This is a genomic window from Streptococcus infantis, assembly GCF_047463655.1.
Classification (GTDB): domain Bacteria; phylum Bacillota; class Bacilli; order Lactobacillales; family Streptococcaceae; genus Streptococcus; species Streptococcus infantis_Z.
In genome coordinates this window covers 25,794-40,276 of sequence record NZ_JASHDM010000002.1, presented here as the reverse complement: position 1 = coordinate 40,276, position 14,483 = coordinate 25,794, and the positions used below count along the sequence as shown (strand labels likewise).

At 39.3% G+C, this 14,483-nt stretch carries 20 protein-coding genes; 19 read left to right on the top strand and 1 reads right to left on the bottom strand.

The window, feature by feature from the left end; all coding sequences use genetic code 11:
- Positions 1-121: 121 nt before the first annotated feature.
- The gene (locus tag QM877_RS02575) at positions 122-967 is read right to left on the bottom strand and encodes a DegV family protein (RefSeq protein WP_414317483.1); all 846 of its coding nucleotides are present in this window, start codon (positions 965-967) and stop codon (positions 122-124) included.
- 124 nt (positions 968-1,091) lie between these two features.
- Between QM877_RS02575 and QM877_RS02570 the strand changes: the two genes are divergently transcribed.
- From QM877_RS02570 to QM877_RS02480, 19 genes are all read left to right on the top strand, one after another.
- Positions 1,092-1,649 carry a TetR/AcrR family transcriptional regulator gene (locus QM877_RS02570; RefSeq protein WP_414317482.1) on the top strand — a complete coding sequence of 186 codons (558 nt, stop codon included), beginning with the start codon at positions 1,092-1,094 and terminating at the stop codon, positions 1,647-1,649.
- Between the two features lie 18 nt (positions 1,650-1,667).
- Positions 1,668-2,135 (top strand): deoxycytidylate deaminase, encoded by a 468-nt coding sequence (locus tag QM877_RS02565; RefSeq protein ID WP_414317481.1) that lies wholly within the window; start codon positions 1,668-1,670, stop codon positions 2,133-2,135.
- A gap of 87 nt (positions 2,136-2,222) precedes the next feature.
- Complete coding sequence (upp, locus tag QM877_RS02560; protein WP_000517029.1) at positions 2,223-2,852, top strand: uracil phosphoribosyltransferase; 630 nt, start codon at positions 2,223-2,225, stop codon at positions 2,850-2,852.
- Positions 2,853-3,024: 172 nt separating this feature from the next.
- Positions 3,025-3,615, top strand: a complete 591-nt coding sequence (gene clpP, locus QM877_RS02555) for an ATP-dependent Clp protease proteolytic subunit ClpP (protein WP_000613459.1) — start codon at positions 3,025-3,027, stop codon at positions 3,613-3,615.
- A 75-nt stretch (positions 3,616-3,690) separates the two neighbouring features.
- Entirely contained in the window at positions 3,691-3,960 is a 270-nt protein-coding gene (locus QM877_RS02550) for a YlbG family protein (RefSeq protein ID WP_000486587.1), read from the top strand.
- Between the two features lie 87 nt (positions 3,961-4,047).
- Positions 4,048-5,208, top strand: a complete 1,161-nt coding sequence (locus QM877_RS02545; RefSeq protein WP_414317480.1) for an ABC transporter substrate-binding protein — start codon at positions 4,048-4,050, stop codon at positions 5,206-5,208.
- 115 nt (positions 5,209-5,323) lie between these two features.
- On the top strand, positions 5,324-6,193 hold the full coding sequence (locus tag QM877_RS02540) for a branched-chain amino acid ABC transporter permease (RefSeq protein ID WP_000941435.1): 870 nt from the start codon (positions 5,324-5,326) through the stop codon (positions 6,191-6,193).
- Between the two features lie 3 nt (positions 6,194-6,196).
- Positions 6,197-7,153, top strand: a complete 957-nt coding sequence (locus QM877_RS02535; RefSeq protein ID WP_049549360.1) for a branched-chain amino acid ABC transporter permease — start codon at positions 6,197-6,199, stop codon at positions 7,151-7,153.
- On the top strand, positions 7,153-7,917 hold the full coding sequence (locus tag QM877_RS02530; protein ID WP_414317479.1) for an ABC transporter ATP-binding protein: 765 nt from the start codon (positions 7,153-7,155) through the stop codon (positions 7,915-7,917). The genes QM877_RS02535 and QM877_RS02530 overlap by 1 nt, the downstream gene beginning before the upstream one ends.
- The gene (locus QM877_RS02525) at positions 7,917-8,627 is read left to right on the top strand and encodes an ABC transporter ATP-binding protein (protein WP_045763246.1); all 711 of its coding nucleotides are present in this window, start codon (positions 7,917-7,919) and stop codon (positions 8,625-8,627) included. Before QM877_RS02530 ends, QM877_RS02525 begins: the two co-directional genes overlap by 1 nt.
- Before the next feature lie 246 nt (positions 8,628-8,873).
- Positions 8,874-9,530 carry a CBS domain-containing protein gene (locus QM877_RS02520; RefSeq protein WP_414317478.1) on the top strand — a complete coding sequence of 219 codons (657 nt, stop codon included), beginning with the start codon at positions 8,874-8,876 and terminating at the stop codon, positions 9,528-9,530.
- Positions 9,531-9,658: 128 nt separating this feature from the next.
- Positions 9,659-9,949: a 30S ribosomal protein S6 gene (gene rpsF, locus QM877_RS02515; RefSeq protein ID WP_001151786.1), complete on the top strand. Its 291-nt coding sequence runs from the start codon at positions 9,659-9,661 to the stop codon at positions 9,947-9,949.
- A gap of 11 nt (positions 9,950-9,960) precedes the next feature.
- Positions 9,961-10,431 (top strand): single-stranded DNA-binding protein SsbA, encoded by a 471-nt coding sequence (ssbA, locus tag QM877_RS02510; RefSeq protein ID WP_223139991.1) that lies wholly within the window; start codon positions 9,961-9,963, stop codon positions 10,429-10,431.
- Between the two features lie 32 nt (positions 10,432-10,463).
- Positions 10,464-10,703: a 30S ribosomal protein S18 gene (rpsR, locus tag QM877_RS02505; RefSeq protein WP_000068664.1), complete on the top strand. Its 240-nt coding sequence runs from the start codon at positions 10,464-10,466 to the stop codon at positions 10,701-10,703.
- Between the two features lie 345 nt (positions 10,704-11,048).
- Positions 11,049-11,552: a GNAT family N-acetyltransferase gene (locus QM877_RS02500; RefSeq protein WP_414315287.1), complete on the top strand. Its 504-nt coding sequence runs from the start codon at positions 11,049-11,051 to the stop codon at positions 11,550-11,552.
- 80 nt (positions 11,553-11,632) lie between these two features.
- A complete protein-coding gene (locus QM877_RS02495) occupies positions 11,633-13,033 on the top strand; it encodes a bifunctional Cof-type HAD-IIB family hydrolase/peptidylprolyl isomerase (RefSeq protein WP_414317477.1) in 1,401 nt (466 codons plus the stop codon).
- A gap of 1 nt (position 13,034) precedes the next feature.
- Positions 13,035-13,397, top strand: coding sequence for a S1 RNA-binding domain-containing protein (locus tag QM877_RS02490; protein ID WP_000689622.1), 363 nt, complete (start codon positions 13,035-13,037; stop codon positions 13,395-13,397).
- A 49-nt stretch (positions 13,398-13,446) separates the two neighbouring features.
- Positions 13,447-14,193 carry a tRNA1(Val) (adenine(37)-N6)-methyltransferase gene (locus tag QM877_RS02485; protein WP_414317476.1) on the top strand — a complete coding sequence of 249 codons (747 nt, stop codon included), beginning with the start codon at positions 13,447-13,449 and terminating at the stop codon, positions 14,191-14,193.
- Positions 14,183-14,467, top strand: a complete 285-nt coding sequence (locus QM877_RS02480) for a GIY-YIG nuclease family protein (RefSeq protein WP_315639652.1) — start codon at positions 14,183-14,185, stop codon at positions 14,465-14,467. The genes QM877_RS02485 and QM877_RS02480 overlap by 11 nt, the downstream gene beginning before the upstream one ends.
- Positions 14,468-14,483 lie beyond the last annotated feature (16 nt).

Below are 14,483 nucleotides of genomic sequence, written 5' to 3'. Positions count from 1 at the left end.
AACTTATGTATTGACAAGATGAAATTGTCAGTACAAAAGTCTACTCAGTTACATTAGAAAAGATAATTGCTGATAAAAATTGAGGTCGGGATATTGAATCCCGACCTCTGTCTTATATAAATTAGTCAATTTCATATCCCATAAGGAGTCCACCTTCTTCTGCATAAAAACTGCAGAGTCCAGAGGTTGGGATAATCTTAATTTCAGCTTGTGGGAATTTCTCGCGCAAGAGTTCTGAGAGTTGTTGGCAGAATTTATCATTACTGCGGTGAGCCATGACGATACGCCCACCAGCGTAGCCAGCCTTGATTAACTCTTCATAAGTAGCTTGAAGAGATTTTTTAGCACCACGAGCCTTTTGGAGGAGTTCCAAGGTTCCAGTTTCACTTGCTTCCCCAACCATACGAATATTGAGGAGCCCAACAACTGTACCGATCAGTTTACTCAAGCGACCATTCTTAACCAGATTATCAACCTTAGCGAGAACGAACAATAACTTAGTTTTTTCTTGGTAAGCAGTAATAGCATTAACCACTTCTTCAAAAGAAAGTCCTTGGTCAATCAAATCATTGATTTTTTCTACGATAAGGTCAACTTCTCCACCAGCAGACAAACTATCAATGACATGAATCTGAGTATCAGGATGTTCTTCGAGATAGAGATTCTTAGCTAATTGAGCGCTGTTTTGACTACCAGAAAGAGTTCCGGTAATGGTCACTACAAAAATATGGTTTGCACCTTCGAATGCTCGCAAGTAATCATCAGGGCTAGGGCAAGCTGATTTTGAAGCTTCAGAAGTTGCATACATGGTTTCCATCATTTTATCAATATCAAGACTAGCATCGTCAATAAAGACTTGATCAGCCACTTGAATGGTTAAAGGAACACTTACAAATTCAGTGTCAATCGCAGGAGTAGGTAATTGACGATAATCACAACCAGAATCTGCCACAATCTTCCAAGTCATAGAAATTCTCCATCTTTGTCACTTATACATTGACAAAGGTTCTGTCTTTTTCTACAATTATATCATGAAAGTGCTTAAAACAAAAGTCTCGTCACTCTGTTGTCACAAGTAGAAAGGAAGTGTTATGGCCGAACGAAGAATTTCTGAAAATTCACTTAAAAATCTCAGAAAATCCAATCAAGAGTCCAATTTACTGACCAGAGAAGCTATCGAAACAGCTCTCTTGCAACTTTTGGAGAAAAAGGAATTGACAAAGATTAGCATTTCTGAGTTGATCAAACGTGCTGGTGTTTCCCGTGCAGCCTTTTATCGAAACTATGACTCCAAAGAAGAGATTTTAGAAAGTGTCTTTAAACGAAGCGTCCATAACATTATGGAGCAATTGAGCCATTACGATGTTAAAACGGACCTCTATCTGGTTTGGGTTCGCCTCTTTAGAGAAGCCAAGAAAGAGGCTAAGGTTATTCAGCTTGCCTTGGACTACCACTTGGAAAAAATCTTTGTGCAAGCCATGCAAGAATTTTTAGAAAAATACTATGGAAAATCAAAAGGAGTCAGCTCTTACCTGCATTCTTTTTGGAGTTCTGCCATCGTATCAGTTTTGCTTAAATGGATCAAGGATGGAATGAAGGTTCCTGCTGAAAAAATCGCAGATTTACGCCTACCATTTTTCAGAAAATAGATCAGGAGAAGAGAAGTTATGACAGAAAAAAGACTGGCTTGGGATGAGTATTTTGCTGCTCAAGCCCTATTGATTGCCAATCGTTCAACTTGTAAACGTGCCAAGGTAGGAGCTGTTTTAGTCAAGGATAATAAGGTTATTTCAACAGGTTATAATGGTTCTGTATCAGGAACGGAGCATTGTATTGACCATGACTGTTTGGTGATTGAGGGCCACTGTGTTCGTACCCTTCATGCTGAGGTAAATGCTATACTACAAGGGGCAGAACGTGGCGTTCCAAAAGGTTTCACAGCCTATGTCACTCATTTTCCATGCCTTAACTGTACCAAGCAGTTACTACAAGTAGGATGTGAGCGTGTAGTTTATATCAATCAATACCGCATGGACGATTATGCCCAATACCTTTATCAAGAAAAAGGGACAGAATTAACACATTTGCCACTTGAGACAGTACAAGCAGCTCTTCAAGAAGCTAACTTGATTTAAAAATTTAAAAAAAAGATGGTTTAGAAGGATTTTTAGACCATTTTTTGATATAATAAGAAGAATAAATTGAAAGAAGGAATTCAGAAAATGGGAAAACTTGAAGTCATTAATCATCCACTCATTCAACACAAATTGTCAATCTTGCGTCGTACAGACACTTCTACAAAAGCTTTTCGTGAATTAGTAGATGAAATTGCTATGTTGATGGGATATGAAGTACTTCGTGATCTTCCGCTTGAAGACGTTGAAATCGAAACACCTATCACAAAAACAGTTCAAAAACAATTGGCTGGTAAAAAATTGGCAATTGTTCCAATCTTGCGTGCAGGTATCGGGATGGTCGATGGGCTATTGAGCTTGGTTCCAGCAGCCAAAGTTGGACATATTGGCATGTACCGTGACGAAGAAACTCTTCAACCAGTAGAATACTTGGTTAAATTACCTGAAGATATCGACCAACGTCAAATTTTTGTGGTTGACCCTATGCTTGCAACAGGTGGTTCTGCAATCTTGGCTGTTGATTCCCTCAAAAAACGTGGAGCATCAAACATCAAATTTGTCTGCCTTGTATCTGCTCCAGAAGGTGTAAAAGCTCTTCAAGAAGCTCACCCAGATGTAGAAATCTTTACAGCAGCTTTGGATGAACGCTTGAACGAACATGGCTATATCGTTCCAGGTCTTGGTGACGCTGGAGACCGTTTGTTCGGAACTAAGTAAAATTCTAATCATAAACTAAAACTGTTCATTGGTTTTAGTCTCGAAAGGAGGTTGAATTTTTGTGTCTGTTTTTAGGATAGAGCAAAAATTTGACCTTTTTTGACCAAAAAGATATAATAGTCCTGTATCAAGTCGTTTGACTAAGAAAAATTGAAATCAGAAGGAGAAATGAATGATTCCTGTAGTAATTGAACAAACAAGTCGTGGGGAACGTTCCTACGATATCTACTCTCGTCTTTTGAAAGACCGCATCATCATGCTGACAGGTCCAGTTGAAGACAATATGGCAAACTCAGTTATTGCTCAGTTGCTCTTCTTGGATGCTCAAGACAGCACTAAAGATATCTACCTCTATGTTAATACACCAGGTGGATCAGTTTCAGCTGGTTTGGCAATTGTAGATACTATGAATTTCATCAAAGCAGACGTACAAACGATTGTTATGGGTATGGCTGCCTCAATGGGAACTATTATCGCATCAAGTGGTGCTAAGGGCAAACGCTTCATGCTTCCAAATGCAGAGTACATGATTCACCAACCGATGGGTGGTACTGGTGGTGGTACGCAACAGACAGATATGGCTATTGCGGCTGAGCACTTGCTTAAAACTCGTAAGACTTTGGAACAAATTCTTGCAGATAATTCTGGTAAATCAGTTGAGCAAATCCATGCAGATGCTGAACGTGATTACTGGATGAGCGCTCAAGAAACACTTGAATATGGTTTCATTGATGAAATCATGGCTAATAATTCTTTGAATTAATCTTTTGAAGCAAACTCGACTGAGTTTGCTTTTTTTGATATAATAGTAAGAAGATTGTTAGAAGGATGTTGTAATATGTTTCAAAAAGAGAATCGGTCTGGTCTGATTATCTACCTATACTATAATCGTGATGCAAAAAAACTCGATCATTATGGTGATATTTGTTACCACTCTAAAAAACACCGTTATCTGCAACTGTATGTCCCAACAGAAGAAGTGGAAGAACTGGTTAGCCGTTTAGGAAAAGAGAGATTTATCAAAAAAGTGCGACGATGTCATATCCAAGAATTGGAAACTCCCTTTGTTGGTAGTCTCTATAGAAATAGCGAAAACGTTATCATGTAAAAATTAAGATAAATGTGTTGACAATTTTCAGATAATTCGGTATATTCTTAACATGCTATTTATTTAAGAAATAAGGAGACAAAAAAGATGAAGAAAAAATTTGCCTTATCACTTGTAGCACTTGCAAGTGTAGCTGTTTTAGCAGCTTGTGGAGAAGTGAAGTCAGGAGCTTCAAATTCAACTGGTAACCCAGTGGATGAGAAAGTCGTTAAAATCGGTTTCAACTTTGAAGAAACTGGTGCTGTAGCATCTTACGGTACATCTGAGCAAAAGGGTGCTCAACTTGCAGTTGATGAAATCAACGCTGCAGGTGGTATTGATGGAAAACAAATCGAAGTAGTAGACAAAGATAACAAATCTGAAACTGCTGAAGCTGCTTCTGTTTCAACAAACCTTGTTACTCAATCTAAAGTAGCAGCAATCGTAGGACCTGCAACTTCAGGTGCAACTGCAGCAGCAGTAGCAAATGCTACACAAGCTGGGGTTCCATTGATTTCTCCAAGTGCTACTCAAGATGGTTTGACAAAAGGTCAAGATTTCCTTTTCATCGGAACATTCCAAGATAGCTTCCAAGGGAAAATCATTTCTAACTATGTTACAAACAAGTTGAACGCTAAGAAAGTTGTCTTGTATACTGATAACTCAAGCGACTACGCTAAAGGAATTGCAAAATCATTCCGTGATTCATTCTCAGGCGAAATCGTAGCAGATGAAACGTTTGTATCAGGTGACACTGACTTCCAAGCAGCTTTGACAAAAATCAAAGATAAAGACTTTGATGCAATCGTATTGCCAGGTTACTACACAGAAGCTGGTAAGATTGTAAACCAAGCTCGTGGTATGGGAATTGATAAACCAATCATTGGTGGTGACGGATTTAACGGTGCAGAGTTTGTTCAACAAGCAACAGCTGAACGCGCATCAAATATCTACTTCATCTCAGGTTTCTCAACTACTGTAGAGGTTTCAGCAAAAGCAAAAGCCTTCCTTGAAGCTTACCGTGCAAAATACAACGAAGATCCTTCAACATTTGCAGCTCTTGCTTATGACTCAGTTTACCTTGTAGCTAATGCAGCAAAAGGTGCAAAAACTTCAGTTGATATCAAGAACAATCTTGCTAAAACACAAAACTTTGAAGGTGTTACAGGTCAAACAAGCTTTGATGCGGATCACAACACTGTGAAAACAGCCTTCATGATGACCATGAATAATGGTAAAGTAGAAGCGGCAGAAGTCGTAAAACCATAATTATAGATACAGGAAATGGGGAATGAGCTTTTACTCACTCCCTGTTTCGGTGTTTATGAAAGGATTATTTTTTTATAAAAATCCTAAAAAATAAAACTTAGAAAGAGTGAACCATATGCTTCAACAACTTGTCAATGGTCTAATCTTGGGGAGTGTCTATGCGCTGCTAGCCCTAGGTTATACTATGGTTTATGGAATTATCAAGCTCATTAACTTTGCCCACGGTGATATTTATATGATGGGTGCTTTCATGGGTTATTTCTTGATTAATTCCTTGCAATTAAATTTCTTTGTAGCCTTGATCTTATCGATGATTGGAACGGCAATTCTCGGTGTTATCATTGAGTTCCTAGCTTATCGTCCATTACGTCATTCAACTCGTATCTCTGTATTGATTACAGCCATCGGGGTTTCCTTCTTACTGGAGTATGGGATGGTCTATCTGGTAGGCGCCAATACACGTGCCTTTCCTCAAGCAATCCAAACAGTGCGTTATGACTTAGGACCAATCAGTCTAACAAATATTCAATTGTTGATTTTGACTGTCTCACTTGTTTTGATGGTTCTTTTACAACTCATCGTACAAAAAACCAAGATGGGGAAAGCCATGCGTGCCGTTTCTGTAGATAGTGATGCTGCTCAGTTGATGGGGATTAACGTGAACCGTACAATCAGTTTCACCTTTGCATTGGGTTCAGCTCTAGCTGGTGCAGCGGGTGTCTTGATTGCACTTTACTATAACTCTCTTGAACCATTGATGGGAATGACTCCAGGTATTAAATCATTTGTGGCTGCCGTTCTTGGTGGTATCGGAATTATCCCTGGTGCAGCTCTGGGTGGCTTTGTTATTGGTCTTTTGGAGACATTTGCTACCGCCTTCGGAATGTCAGATTTCCGTGATGCCATCGTGTATGGGATCTTGCTCTTAATCTTGATTGTTCGCCCAGCTGGTATCCTCGGTAAGAATGTGAAAGAGAAGGTGTAAACAATGAAAGAAAATTTAAAAGTTAATATTCTATGGTTATTCCTTTTGTTGCTTGGATATGGTTTGATTAGCCTATTGGTTTCAGTAGGAGTCTTGAACCTTTTCCATATTCAGATTATTGAACAAATCGGTATCAACATTATTCTAGCAGTAGGTCTTAACCTTATCGTTGGGTTCTCTGGTCAGTTTTCACTTGGACATGCTGGATTTATGGCTATTGGTGCCTATGCAGCAGCCATTATCGGATCAAAATCTCCAACCTATGGTGCATTCTTTGGAGCTATGTTGCTCGGTGCTATCATTGCTGGTTTGGTTGCCTTGGTCGTTGGAATTCCAACCCTACGTTTGAAAGGGGATTATCTTGCAGTTGCAACTTTAGGGGTTGCTGAAATTATTCGTATCTTCATTATTAATGGTGGAAGCCTTACAAACGGTGCTGCTGGTATTTTGGGGATTCCTAACTTTACAACTTGGCAAATGGTATATTTCTTTGCTGTGATTACAACGATTGCCACTCTTAATTTCCTTCGCAGTCCTATCGGACGTTTAACCTTATCAGTTCGTGAAGATGAGATTGCTGCTGAGTCAGTAGGGGTAAATACTACAAAAATTAAAATCATTGCTTTTGTTTTTGGTGCTGTTACTGCAAGTATCGCTGGTAGTCTTCAGTCAGGATTTATCGGATCAGTCGTTCCAAAAGATTATACGTTCATCAACTCTATCAATGTATTGATTATCGTTGTATTTGGTGGTTTAGGATCCATTACAGGGGCAATTGTTGCGGCAATCGTGCTTGGAATCTTGAACATGCTCCTTCAAGACGTAGCCAGCGTTCGTATGATTATCTATGCTTTGGCCTTAGTGCTCGTTATGATCTTCAGACCAGGTGGTCTTCTTGGGACTTGGGAATTGAGCCTATCACGTCTCTTTAAAAAAGGTAAGAAGGAGGGACAAAACTAATGGCATTACTTGAAGTAAAAAATTTAACCAAACATTTTGGTGGTCTGACAGCCGTTGGGGACGTCACTCTCGAATTGAACGAAGGTGAACTTGTTGGTTTGATTGGACCAAATGGTGCTGGGAAAACAACCCTCTTCAACTTGTTGACAGGTGTTTATGAACCAAGCGAAGGGACAGTAACCTTGGATGGTCACTTGTTAAATGGCAAGCAACCCTATAAAATCGCATCTCTTGGTTTAGGGCGTACCTTCCAAAATATCCGCCTTTTTAAGGACTTGACAGTTTTGGATAACGTTCTGATTGCATTTAGTAATCATCATAAACAACATGTTTTTGCAAGTTTCTTGCGCTTACCAGCTTTTTATAAGAATGAAAAAGAATTGAAAGCTAAAGCCTTAGAATTACTAAAAATCTTTGATTTGGATGGAGAGGCTGAAACTCTAGCTAAAAATTTAGCCTATGGTCAACAACGTCGTTTGGAAATTGTTCGTGCTCTTGCTACAGAACCTAAAATCCTTTTCTTGGATGAGCCTGCAGCGGGTATGAATCCACAAGAAACTGCAGAATTGACTGAGTTGATTCGTCGCATCAAGGATGAATTCAATATTACTATTATGCTGATTGAACATGATATGAACTTGGTTATGGAAGTTACTGAGCGTATCTATGTTCTTGAGTACGGTCGTTTGATTGCTCATGGAACACCAGATGAAATCAAGAGTAATAAACGTGTTATCGAAGCTTATCTAGGAGGTGAAGCCTAATGTCTATGTTAAAAGTTGAAAACCTCTCAGTACACTACGGTATGATTCAAGCTGTACGCGATGTGAGCTTTGAAGTAAATGAAGGAGAAGTTGTTTCCCTTATCGGTGCAAACGGTGCTGGTAAAACAACTATCCTTCGTACCTTGTCAGGACTTGTTCGTCCAAGTTCTGGTAAAATTGAATTTTTGGGACAAGAAATCCAAAAGATGCCTGCACAAAAAATTGTGGCATCAGGACTTTCTCAAGTACCAGAAGGACGTCACGTCTTCCCTGGTTTGACAGTTATGGAAAACTTGGAGATGGGAGCCTTTCTTAAGAAAAATCGTGAAGAGAATCAAGCAAATTTGAAGAAAGTCTTTTCACGTTTCCCTCGTCTGGAAGAACGTAAAAACCAAGATGCAGCTACCCTTTCGGGAGGAGAACAGCAGATGCTTGCTATGGGACGCGCGCTTATGTCAACGCCTAAACTTCTTTTGTTAGATGAACCTTCAATGGGGCTTGCACCAATTTTCATCCAAGAAATTTTTGATATCATCCAAGATATTCAAAAACAAGGTACAACCGTTCTCTTAATTGAGCAAAATGCCAATAAAGCACTTGCCATCGCAGATCGAGGCTATGTTCTTGAAACAGGTAAAATCGTTCTTTCAGGAACAGGTAAAGAGCTCGCAGCATCAGATGAAGTCAGAAAAGCATATCTAGGTGGCTAAAACAATCCAGTGGATTGTTTTAGTCGGCAGATAAAGATTGCTTGGGAATCATCAAGTCTAGAAGGTTGTCTTAGTCTGCGGGAAAGATTACCAAACAAAATATATAATCATAAGATTGAGGGCTCTAATCTAGGGCTCTTTTTATAGTATTTCAGAGTTTTCAGAATCTTGAAAAAGAGATGAAAGCGTTTGATTGATTTTCGTAAAAAGTGTATAATAAAGCTATAAACATAAAGGAGAGTTCCTATGGCAGTTAAAGATTTTATGACACGAAAGGTCGTATATATTAGCCCAGATACGACTGTAGCACATGCAGCAGACTTGATGCGCGAACAAGGATTGCATCGTCTTCCTGTTATTGAAAATGATAAATTAGTTGGTCTAGTAACGGAAGGAACAATTGCTGAAGCCAGTCCGTCAAAAGCAACAAGTCTTTCAATCTTTGAGATGAATTACTTGCTCAATAAAACAAAAGTAAAAGACGTCATGATTCGTGATGTTGTAACTGTCTCCGGTTATGCAAGTTTGGAAGATGCAACCTATCTTATGCTGAAAAATAAGATTGGAATCTTGCCAGTTATTGATAATGAACAAGTCTATGGTGTCATTACTGACCGTGATGTATTCAGAGCATTTCTTGAAATTTCTGGTTATGGCGAAGAGGGAATCCGTGTTCGTTTTATCACAGAAAATGAAGTTGGGGTACTCGGGAAAATTGTTTCCCTCATCGCAGCAGAAAATCTGAATATTTCACATACCATTAATATCCCACGTAAAGATGGTAAGATTGTTATCGAAGTTCAAATTGAGGGAACGGTTGATCTAGCTACCTTTAAACAGAAATTTGAATCTGAGAATATTCAGGTTGAAGAAATTACACAAACTTCTGCAAAAAAACTGTAAAAAATAAAATAGAAGCAGTTTTTACTTGCGAAAAAAATTTTTTTCTAGTATAATAATTTATTGTGAGCAAACCTCACTTACCCCTTGCAATGTCTTGGGGTCATTAGACCAAAAGGAGGAACATATCAATGGCTAAATACGAAATTCTTTATATCATTCGTCCAAACATTGAAGAAGAAGCGAAAAACGCTTTGGTAGCACGTTTTGACTCTATCTTGACTGACAACGGTGCAACTGTTGTTGAATCAAAAACATGGGAAAAACGTCGTCTTGCATACGAAATCCAAGATTTCCGCGAAGGACTTTACCACATCGTTAACGTTGAAGCAAATGATGATGCAGCTCTTAAAGAGTTTGACCGTCTTTCAAAAATCAACGCTGACATTCTTCGTCACATGATCGTCAAAACTGACGCGTAAGAAGGTAGATTATGATTAACAATGTTGTACTTGTAGGGCGTATGACTCGTGACGCTGAGTTGCGTTATACCCCATCAAATGTAGCAGTTGCGACTTTTACTCTTGCAGTAAACCGTACATTTAAGAGTCAAAATGGCGAACGTGAGGCTGATTTTATCAATGTCGTTATGTGGCGCCAACAGGCTGAGAATCTTGCTAATTGGGCTAAAAAAGGCTCACTTATCGGGGTGACAGGTCGTATTCAGACTCGTAGTTACGATAACCAGCAAGGACAACGTGTCTACGTGACGGAAGTCGTGGCTGAGAATTTCCAAATGTTGGAAAGCCGTAGTGTGCGTGAAGGACATACTGGTGGATCTTATTCTGCACCAAGTTCAAACTATTCAGCACCTACTCAATCAGTACCTGACTTTTCACGTGATGAAAATCCATTCGGAACAACGAATCCTTTGGATATTTCAGATGATGATTTACCATTCTAATGGACAATTAATACTATAAAGGAGAAAAAAACATGGCTCAACAACGTCGTGGCGGATTCAAACGCCGTAAAAAAGTTGATTACATCGCAGCAAACAAAATTGAATATGTTGATTACAAAGATACTGAGCTTCTTAGCCGTTTCGTTTCAGAACGTGGGAAAATCCTTCCTCGTCGTGTAACAGGAACTTCAGCTAAAAACCAACGTAAAGTAACAACAGCTATCAAACGCGCTCGCGTAATGGCTTTGATGCCTTTCGTAAACGAAGATTAAAAAAGAGGTCCGGGGGACCTCTTTTTCAGACCCACCCGGGTCTTTTTTTCACGAGCTTTGAAATGAGAGAGCGAGTTTGGGTCCGGGGGACCTCTTTTTCACGAGCTTTGAAATGAGAGAGCGAGTTTGGGTTCGAGGGGACCTCTTTTTCATGAGCTTGAAAATAAGAAAGCGAATTAAGACCCCGACGGGTCTTTTTTTCAGGTCCGGTGGACCTCTTTTTCATGAGCTTGAAAACAAGAAAGCGAATTAAGACCCGGTTGGGTCTTTTTTTACGAGATAGTTTTTTTCTGACCTTGGCATGCTATAATGGTAATAGAAAGAGTAAAGGTGGGTAAGTCAAAGATGAATTGTACGATTAGAAATATGATTAAGTCTGATATTGAATCCTTATCTCATGGATTTATGAATCAAGGTTGGCCTGATAGAGAGGAAATTTTGGCTAGATATTTTCTGGAACAGGAAAGTGGGGAGAGAGAAGTCTTAGTTGCAGAGATTGATGGTGCTGTAGCGGGCTACGTTACCATTTTGCCCTCTGCTAAACATGGTCCTTTTGCAGAAGTCTATCCAGAATTATCAGATTTTAATGTGTTTGAGCCTTTTCGAAATCAAGGGATTGGGAATCAACTGCTAGAAGAAGCAGAAAAACGAGTCAAGTTTGTTTCGAGTAAGGTCACTCTTGGTGTAGGTTTGCACTTAGGCTATGGCCCTGCCCAGAGATTGTATATCAGACGGGGCTACATTCCAGATGGGACAGGTGTCTGGTATCGAAATCAACCCTTGGAAATGAATGCAACTAGCCAAAATAATGATGATTTGGTTTTGTATCTAGTAAAGGAATTCGGATAAGAGACAAGGATTTTATTGGGGATGTGGGATTTCTCTACTTTATGGTATAATGGAAAGAGTGAATTGAAGGAGGCAATGAGATGGATGCGAAATTAAGATATAAGGCAAAAAAGATAAAGATTGTTTTTTTTGATATTGATGATACGTTGAGAAACTCAAAGACTGGTTTTATCCCCACCTCAATTTCAACTGTTTTTAAACAATTACGTGAAAAAGGTATTTTGACTGGGATTGCGACTGGTCGTGGGATTTTCGGTGTCGTGCCAGAGATTCGCGAGCTAAAACCTGACTTTTTTGTTACTCTGAATGGTGCTTATATTGAAGATAAAAAAGGCAATGTGATTGATAGTAACATAATCTCTAAAGATAAGGTTGAAAGCTATATTGCTTGGACTAAGGAAGTGGGGATTGACTATGGTTTAGTTGGTAGTCATACTGCTAAACTCTCCACTAGAACTGAGTTGATTAGTGAGGCCATTGATCCAATTTATCCCGAGTTAGATGTAGATCCTGATTTTTATGAAAAAGAAGACATCTATCAGATGTGGACCTTTGAGGATCAGGGAGATGACCTGACTTTGCCTGAAAGTTTAGCATCGACTTTGCGTATGGTACGCTGGCATGAACATTCGTCAGATGTGGTACCAATTTCAGGTTCAAAAGCAGCTGGTGTAGCAAAAGTTGTAGAACATTTAGGTCTTAAACCTGAGAATGTCATGGTCTTTGGGGATGGACTGAACGATTTGGAGCTTTTTGATTATGCAGGTATCAGCATTGCCATGGAAATATCTCATGAAAAAATCAAAGAAAAAGCAGATTATATTACAAAAACATTAGAAGAAGATGGCATTTTTGATGCCTTAGAAAGATTTGGTATGGTAGAAAAAGAATTACATTTGCCACAAGTAGACATTGAAACAGTAGAAGGTCCGATTGCGACTATTAAAACAAATCATGGAGACTTGCGTATCAAGCTTTTCCCTGAACAGGCTCCAAAAACAGTAGCCAACTTTGTTGCTCTTTCAAAAGACGGTTACTATGATAGTGTGATTTTCCACCGCATTATTAAAGACTTTATGATTCAAGGTGGAGATCCAACTGGTACTGGTATGGGTGGCGAATCTATCTATGGTGAGTCATTTGAGGACGAGTTTTCAGAAGAACTTTACAATATCCGCGGAGCCCTTTCTATGGCTAATGCTGGACCAAATACCAACGGTAGCCAGTTCTTTATCGTGCAAAATCAACACTTGCCATACTCTAAGAAAGAAATTGCTCGTGGTGGTTGGCCAGAGCCAATTGCGGAGATTTATGCAGAACAAGGTGGAACTCCTCACCTTGATCGTCGTCACACAGTTTTTGGACAGCTTGCAGATGAAGCTTCTTATGAAGTTCTGGATGCTATCGCAGGAGTTGAGACAGGTGCAATGGACAAGCCAGTTGAAGATGTCGTCATCGAAACGATTGAAATCGAGGATTAAGATGAAAATAGGTGATAAGCTAACAGGGCGAATTACAGGGATTCAGTCTTATGGAGCCTTTGTGGAGTTAGAGACTGGTATCACAGGCTTGATTCATATTTCTGAAATTCGTACAGGATTTATTGAGAATATCTATGATGTACTGAAAATCGGTGAAGAAGTTCAAGTCCAGGTTGTCGATTTGGACGAATATACAGGGAAAGCAAGTCTTTCTATTCGGACTTTGGAAGAAGAGAAACATCAATTACCGAGACGGAGACGTTTTTCAAGTGACCGTGTCAAATACGGATTTGCTCCTTTGGCTCGCATGATGCCTATCTGGACCAAGGAAGCTATCTCTAATCTAAATAAGAAAAAGTCTTAATTGATTTTTTCTCTCTTGAAATGTTAATATAGTTTGTTATAATAGAAGTATGGTAGAAGAATTATTAAAATCAGGAGAGAGAATCAACCAGCTCTTTTCTACAGATATTAAGATTATTCAAAATAGAGAGGTTTTCAGCTATTCGGTGGATAGTGTCCTTTTGTCACGCTTTCCTCGCTTTCCTAAAAATGGCTTGATAGTGGATTTTTGTGCGGGTAATGGAGCTGTTGGCCTTTTTGCCAGCAGCCGGACCAAGGCTAAAATTCTATCTGTTGAAATCCAAGAACGATTGGCGGATATGGCTGAAAGATCTGTTCGTTTAAATGGCTTAGAAGAGCAGATGCAGGTTATTTGTGATGATTTAAAAAATATGCCTAGCTACATTCAGGGGAGCAAGGTCGATTTGATTTTGTGCAACCCTCCCTATTTTAAGGTGGATGCAAATTCTAATTTGAACGAAAGCGAACACTACTTGTTGGCTCGGCATGAAATTACGACCAATCTAAAAGAAATTTGTCGTAGTGCCCAAAGTATACTCAAATCTAACGGGCGTCTAGCTATGGTTCACCGTCCTGATCGTTTGTTAGATATTTTAGAAACGCTTCAACAACACAATTTGGCTCCAAAGCGGCTGCAATTTGTCTACCCTAAACGGGAGAAGGAAGCCAATATGCTTTTGATTGAGGCTATCAAGGACGGCTCCACTAGTGGTTTTAAGGTTCTGCCACCACTCATTGTTCATAATAGTGATGGCTCCTATACACCAGAAATTCAAGAAATCTATTATGGATCATAAAGCTTATATGTATGTAGTTGAGTGTCGGGATGGTTCCTACTATACTGGTTATACAACGGATGTCAAGAAACGTGTCGCTGTCCACAATAGTGGGAAAGGTGCCAAGTACACACGAGCTCGGTTGCCAGTAAAACTCATCTATGCTCAAGGTTTCGATAGTAAAGAAGAAGCTATGTCGGCTGAGGCACTTCTCAAACGTAAGAAGAGAGCGCAAAAGGAAAGATTTTTATCTGAAAACCAAGAAAAAAATTTACTCAGTCATTTAGAAGAGTAGTGGGGAGTTCTTTGAC

Bases quoted from the DNA above. Each gene is read 5' to 3' on its own strand.
- clpP (WP_000613459.1), top strand. From the start codon at position 3,025: ATGATTCCTGTAGTAATTGAACAAACAAGTCGTGGGGAACGTTCCTAC.
- QM877_RS02525 (WP_045763246.1), top strand. From the start codon at position 7,917: ATGTCTATGTTAAAAGTTGAAAACCTCTCAGTACACTACGGTATGATT.
- ssbA (WP_223139991.1), top strand. From the start codon at position 9,961: ATGATTAACAATGTTGTACTTGTAGGGCGTATGACTCGTGACGCTGAG.
- QM877_RS02485 (WP_414317476.1), top strand. From the start codon at position 13,447: ATGGTAGAAGAATTATTAAAATCAGGAGAGAGAATCAACCAGCTCTTT.
- QM877_RS02570 (WP_414317482.1), top strand. From the start codon at position 1,092: ATGGCCGAACGAAGAATTTCTGAAAATTCACTTAAAAATCTCAGAAAA.
- QM877_RS02550 (WP_000486587.1), top strand. From the start codon at position 3,691: ATGTTTCAAAAAGAGAATCGGTCTGGTCTGATTATCTACCTATACTAT.
- upp (WP_000517029.1), top strand. From the start codon at position 2,223: ATGGGAAAACTTGAAGTCATTAATCATCCACTCATTCAACACAAATTG.
- rpsF (WP_001151786.1), top strand. From the start codon at position 9,659: ATGGCTAAATACGAAATTCTTTATATCATTCGTCCAAACATTGAAGAA.
- QM877_RS02530 (WP_414317479.1), top strand. From the start codon at position 7,153: ATGGCATTACTTGAAGTAAAAAATTTAACCAAACATTTTGGTGGTCTG.
- QM877_RS02480 (WP_315639652.1), top strand. From the start codon at position 14,183: ATGGATCATAAAGCTTATATGTATGTAGTTGAGTGTCGGGATGGTTCC.
- QM877_RS02535 (WP_049549360.1), top strand. From the start codon at position 6,197: ATGAAAGAAAATTTAAAAGTTAATATTCTATGGTTATTCCTTTTGTTG.
- QM877_RS02495 (WP_414317477.1), top strand. From the start codon at position 11,633: ATGGATGCGAAATTAAGATATAAGGCAAAAAAGATAAAGATTGTTTTT.
- QM877_RS02490 (WP_000689622.1), top strand. From the start codon at position 13,035: ATGAAAATAGGTGATAAGCTAACAGGGCGAATTACAGGGATTCAGTCT.
- QM877_RS02565 (WP_414317481.1), top strand. From the start codon at position 1,668: ATGACAGAAAAAAGACTGGCTTGGGATGAGTATTTTGCTGCTCAAGCC.
- QM877_RS02545 (WP_414317480.1), top strand. From the start codon at position 4,048: ATGAAGAAAAAATTTGCCTTATCACTTGTAGCACTTGCAAGTGTAGCT.
- QM877_RS02520 (WP_414317478.1), top strand. From the start codon at position 8,874: ATGGCAGTTAAAGATTTTATGACACGAAAGGTCGTATATATTAGCCCA.
- QM877_RS02540 (WP_000941435.1), top strand. From the start codon at position 5,324: ATGCTTCAACAACTTGTCAATGGTCTAATCTTGGGGAGTGTCTATGCG.
- QM877_RS02500 (WP_414315287.1), top strand. From the start codon at position 11,049: ATGAATTGTACGATTAGAAATATGATTAAGTCTGATATTGAATCCTTA.
- QM877_RS02575 (WP_414317483.1), bottom strand. From the start codon at position 967: ATGACTTGGAAGATTGTGGCAGATTCTGGTTGTGATTATCGTCAATTA.
- rpsR (WP_000068664.1), top strand. From the start codon at position 10,464: ATGGCTCAACAACGTCGTGGCGGATTCAAACGCCGTAAAAAAGTTGAT.